Source organism: Phenylobacterium sp. (assembly GCF_044372605.1).
Classification (GTDB): domain Bacteria; phylum Pseudomonadota; class Alphaproteobacteria; order Caulobacterales; family Caulobacteraceae; genus Phenylobacterium.
Map to the genome: position 1 here is coordinate 1 of NZ_JBILRO010000283.1, position 3,995 is coordinate 3,995.

The 3,995-nt window shown below is 65.7% G+C and carries 2 protein-coding genes; both read left to right on the forward strand.

Features of this window, described 5'->3' with window-relative positions; translation table 11 throughout:
- Positions 1–100 precede the first annotated feature (100 nt).
- Positions 101–2,764, forward strand: coding sequence for a ribonuclease E/G (locus ACIQ42_RS16760; RefSeq protein ID WP_397423381.1), 2,664 nt, complete (start codon positions 101–103; stop codon positions 2,762–2,764).
- A 92-nt stretch (positions 2,765–2,856) separates the two neighbouring features.
- On the forward strand, positions 2,857–3,995 hold a 1,139-nt coding region (locus tag ACIQ42_RS16765), incomplete at its 3' end, for a M48 family metalloprotease (RefSeq protein ID WP_397423382.1).

Below are 3,995 nucleotides of genomic sequence, written 5' to 3' on the forward strand. Positions count from 1 at the left end.
CGATACGCCGACCCCGGCGTATTGCGGGGTGACGCGCGCGTTCATCCCACACACCGGCTGCGCCTGGGCCATGCCCCCGCGCGCCGCGGAGACATTTCGAATGCCCAAGACTATGTTGATCGATGCAGCTCACGCCGAAGAAACGCGTGTGGTTGTGGTCGACGGAAACCGCGTTGAAGAGTTTGATTTCGAGAGCCAGAACCGGAAACAGCTTCGGGGAAACATCTATCTCGCCAAGGTAACCCGGGTTGAGCCGTCGCTGCAGGCGGCCTTCATCGAGTATGGCGGCAATCGCCATGGCTTCCTCGCCTTCAACGAAATCCACCCGGATTACTACCAGATTCCTCTGGCCGACCGCGAAGCGCTGATGCGTGAGGAGGCGGAGGATCACGACGAGGATCGTCCTGAGCCGCGCGGCCGGGGTTCCCGCAACGCGGTGAGCGAGGGCGGCGACGAGGATGATGGCGACGAGCCCCAAACCGCCAGCGACGACGATGACGATGTCATGGAAGAAGAAGTCGCACGTCGCCGTCGGCGGCTGATGCGTCGCTACAAGATCCAGGAAGTCATCCGCCGCCGCCAGATCATGCTGGTTCAGGTCGTCAAGGAAGAGCGCGGCAACAAGGGTGCGGCGCTGACAACCTATCTGTCGCTGGCCGGGCGATACGGCGTGTTGATGCCGAACACCGCGCGCGGCGGCGGCATCAGCCGCAAGATCGATACCGCAACCGACCGCAAGCGCCTCAAGGGCGTGGTGGCCAGCCTGGATGTGCCACAGGGCATGGGCCTGATCGTCCGGACCGCCGGTGCCAAGCGCACCAAGGCCGAGATCAAGCGCGACTACGACTATCTGCTGCGTCTGTGGGAAAACATCCGCGAGACCACGCTCCACTCGATCGCGCCGGCTCTGATCTACGAAGAAGAAGACCTCGTGAAGCGCACGATCCGCGATCTCTACGACAAGGACATCGACGAGGTCTGGGTCGAGGGCGAAGGCGCCTACAAGGAAGCCCGCGACTTCATGCGGATGCTGATGCCCTCGCAGGCCAAGAAGGTGATGGCCTACCGCGAACCCACCCCGCTGTTCGTCAAGCACCGGGTCGAGGATCACCTGAGCCAGATCTATTCACCGACGGTTCCGCTTCGATCCGGTGGCTACCTGGTGATCAACCAGACCGAAGCGCTGGTCGCCGTCGACGTGAACTCCGGAAAGTCGACCCGGGAGCGCAACATCGAGGCCACCGCGCTCAAGACCAACATGGAGGCGGCCGAGGAAGCCGCCCGCCAGCTGCGCCTGCGCGACCTGGCCGGCCTGATCGTCATCGATTTCATCGACATGGATGAGTCGAAGAACAACCGCGCCGTCGAGAAGAAGCTGAAAGACTGCCTGAAGGACGACCGCGCCCGTGTGCAGATGGGCAAGATCAGTCCCTTCGGCCTGATGGAGATCAGTCGCCAGCGTCGCCGGTCCGGCGTCCTGGAAGGCACGACCCATGTCTGCGAGCATTGCGCCGGCACCGGGCGGGTGCGCTCGGTGGAATCCAGCGCGCTCTCCGCCCTGCGCGCCATGGAACTGGAAGCCATGAAGGGTGGCGGCGAGGCGTGCCTGCGCGTTCCCCGGGCCGTTGGCCTCTACATCCTCAACGAAAAGCGGGCGCATCTGGCGCGCCTGTTCCAGGCCCAGGGCCTGTTCGTGACGGTCGTGATCGAAGACGACATGGCCCACGCCGAGCACGTGATCGAGCGCACCTCGATGGAGACACGGCCCGAGCATGCGGCCTCGATGGCCGCACCGATGATCCAGGCCTTCGACCCCTCCGGAGACGATAACCTCGACGATGAGGTCTTCGACGATGAGGACGAGGAAGACGCCGACGAGGACGACGAAGCCGCCCTCGAAGCCGAGGACACCGATGACGACGCGGCCCACGTCCGATCCGATCGTGAGGACCGCCCGCGTGATGATGACGAAGACGGGAGCCGCCGACGGGGCCGCCGCCGTCGCCGTGGGCGTCGTGATGAACCGAGATCCGGTGAAGCCGAACGCGCGCCGCGACCCGCCGGCGATACGGCCGCCGCGGCCGATGGCGACGACGAGGCGGCACGCCGCCGCCGTCGCGGTCGTCGGGGCGGACGGCGCATGCGCGATGACTTCCGCCCGCAGGACAACTTCTCGTGGGTTCGCCCCTGGGTGCCCTACGGCGATGATCCCTTCGTCTGGTATGACCCTTCCGAAGATCTGAAGCCTGTCGCGCCGCCGACCAGTGACGCCCGACCGGCGCCGCGCCCTGAACCGGCCCCTGCCCGGCCGGTCATCGCCCGTGAGGACGAGGACGATATCTGGGTCGAACTGCCCGCCGCCGAGGACAAGCCAAAGCGCGCACGACGCGGTCGCGGCCGCGGTCGTGACCGTGATCGCGAGACCCCGGCTATCGAAACGGAAGCCGTTATCGAGGTGGTCGAAGTGGTTGAGGCTGTCGATCCGGTGGAGGTCGCCGTCGAGGCTGAGCCTGAGCCGGTTGCAGAGATCGCACCTCCGACCGCCGAGGCGCCGGCCGCCAAGCCCCGGCGCTCGCGCGCCAAAAAGGCGGCGCCGGAACCGGAAGCTGACGTGGTGGTTGAAGCCGCGGCGGAACCTGCGGCTGTTGCGCCTCCGACGCCGGAACCTGAGCCGGAACCCGAGCCCGCGCCAAAGGCTCCGGATCCCAACGAAATCAGTGGCCCGGCGCCGGCGCCGCGCAAGGGCTGGTGGAGACGCGGCTAAGGCATTAGCATCGGCCCGGGGCGGACTTATCAGGACAGAGTGTACGCATGATCTCTCCGCCCCGGATTTCTCCGCCCCGGTCGATTTCGCGAATGGCCACGGCCGTCGCTCTGGCCGTCAGTCTGGCGATGACTCCGTCACTGGCCAACGCCCAGTCGCTGATCCGTGACACCGAGATCGAGGAGATCCTGTTCCGCGACTCGGCGCCGATCCTCGAGGCGGCAGGCATCGACTCCAAGAGCGTCGAAATCCTGCTGATCGGCTCCAAGGAACTCAACGCGTTCGCCGCGCCGCGGGTCATGGGCTTCTACACCGGTCTGATCCTGGAATCCGACGACCCCAACGAACTCCAGGGCGTCATCGCCCACGAAGTCGGCCACCTGGCCGGCGGTCACAGCGCGCGTTCCGATGACTTCAACCGCGCGGGCATGCGTCCGTTCCTGCTGACCATGGGTCTGGGCGTACTGGCGGCTCTTGCAGGCTCGCCGGAAGCCGCCATTGGTCTGGCCAGCAGCGCCAGCATGTTCGGCACCATCGGCGCGCTGGGCTACAGCCGCGAACAGGAAAGCCGCGCCGATCAGGCCGGCGCCACCCTGCTCGACAAGGCCGGGCTCTCCGGCAAGGGGCTGGCCGACTTCTTTGACAACTTCCGCTACCAGGAAGTCTTCGACGAGGCGCGCCGGTTCGCCTACTTCCGCAGCCACCCGATTTCGTCGGACCGCATCGAAGCCCTGCGCCGGCGGGTGGAAAAGCAGCCGAACTACGGCAAGGTCGACAGTCCCGAGGCCATCGCTGAACACGCCGTGATGAAGGCCAAGCTGGACGCCTTCCTCAATCCGCAGATCGCCATCGCGAAATACAGCGAGAAGGCCACGGACTATCCGTCCCGCTACGCCCGGGCCATCGCCTACTACCAGCTGAAGGAGCCGGATCGCGCCATCAAGCTGATCGACGTGCTGCTGAGCGAACAGCCTCAGAACCCCTACCTCTGGGAACTGAAGGGCCAGATCCTCTTCGAATTCGGCCGTACTCAGGAAGCGGAGGCGCCGCAGCGAAAGTCCGTCGCCCTGAAACCGGAAGCGCCCCTGCTCCGGATCAATCTGGGCCAGACCCTCATCGCCCTCGACGACAAGGCCAAGGTGAATGAGGGCGTGACCGAACTTCGCAAATCCCTGACCCAGGAAGAAGATAACGCGGTCGCCTGGCGCCTCTTGGCCGAAGCCTACGACAA

Coding starts and splice junctions, on each gene's coding strand:
- ACIQ42_RS16760 (WP_397423381.1), top strand. CDS start 101: ATGCCCAAGACTATGTTGATCGATGCAGCTCACGCCGAAGAAACGCGT.